The following is a 1,001-nucleotide window of genomic DNA, read 5'->3' as shown; positions in this document are numbered from 1 at the left end:
ATTTCCTCATCTTTTATAAAATAATATATAATTTTCCCCTCTCTTCTAGTGTCCAAGATGTTTTGATTGGCTAGTTTACGAAGATGGTGGGAGGCAGATGCCATACTGAGATTTAATAAACAGGCTATATCGCAGACACAGAGTTCTTCGACGGCAAGAAGATAAAAGATGATATTTATCTGTTTATTATCGGTAAATTTTGATAAAATACGAAGTGATTTTTGGACTTTTTCCTTTTCAAGGTAGTTCGTTGCGGTTGTAACTTTTTGTTGATTTATAACATCCACTTGACAGATACTATCTTTTTTCATAATTTTTTCTCCTAGCCTAATACAGCCCATAGCATGTCAAAACTGTTGTTTTCAATCAGGATATATATCCCCAATCCTAAATAAACGACGGCAATAAACCATCTGCTATATTTTTCCAAAGTTTCTCCAACAGAAGGGACTTGTGCCAATTTTTGGGCAGAAAAAACCAAGAGATAAATCATGACTAGAAAGGTCAGTAAAGCCACTATCAAATTCGCTAAATTTAAGGTAGTAAAATATGGGACAAAGACACCAATATTGTCAGCACCACAACTTGCAAAAGTAATCATAGCGACTAGAAAAATCAGATTTTTATTATCTTTGCTCAAACCTTCTTTGGCAATAGCTTCTCCATCAGAATCTCCTAAAAGCAAAACTTTGAGGCCTAGGAAAATTGGAATCAAACCGAGCAAACCTAAAATCTCTTTACTAGGAATATAATCTAAGACAAATGCAAAAAGCAAACTTAGCAATATTAGACTAACAGAGCCTAGAAATTGTCCTAAATAGATGTTGATGATGTCTTTTCTGCTTTTTCTTTTGGCAAAAAATAACATTAGGATAATAAGTAAGTCTACGGCTGTCCCAGAATACAGGATTATTGAAGTAACAACATTTTGAATCATAAAACACCTCATTCAAATACATTTTTGAATGTATTCTAACATTAAACTTTGTAGATGTCAACTT

Annotated in this window: 2 protein-coding genes; both read right to left on the bottom strand. The window is 33.1% G+C overall.

The window, feature by feature from the left end:
- Window positions 1-311, bottom strand: a 311-nt coding sequence (cadX, locus tag ACHBID_RS11095) for a Cd(II)/Zn(II)-sensing metalloregulatory transcriptional regulator CadX (protein ID WP_394732358.1), incomplete at its 3' end; no start/stop codon positions are given.
- An 11-nt stretch (window positions 312-322) separates the two neighbouring features.
- A complete protein-coding gene (locus ACHBID_RS11090) occupies window positions 323-937 on the bottom strand; it encodes a CadD family cadmium resistance transporter (protein WP_172008563.1) in 615 nt (204 codons plus the stop codon).
- Window positions 938-1,001: the final 64 nt, after the last annotated feature.

It is taken from the genome of Streptococcus sp. A25 (genome assembly GCF_043674095.1).
Taxonomy (GTDB): domain Bacteria; phylum Bacillota; class Bacilli; order Lactobacillales; family Streptococcaceae; genus Streptococcus; species Streptococcus suis_V.
Note: the sequence above shows the minus strand (reverse complement) of the source record. Positions and strands in the feature narration are given on the sequence as shown.

Excerpts from the sequence above, each read along its gene's own strand:
- ACHBID_RS11090 (WP_172008563.1), bottom strand. The coding sequence starts at position 937 with ATGATTCAAAATGTTGTTACTTCAATAATCCTGTATTCTGGGACAGCC.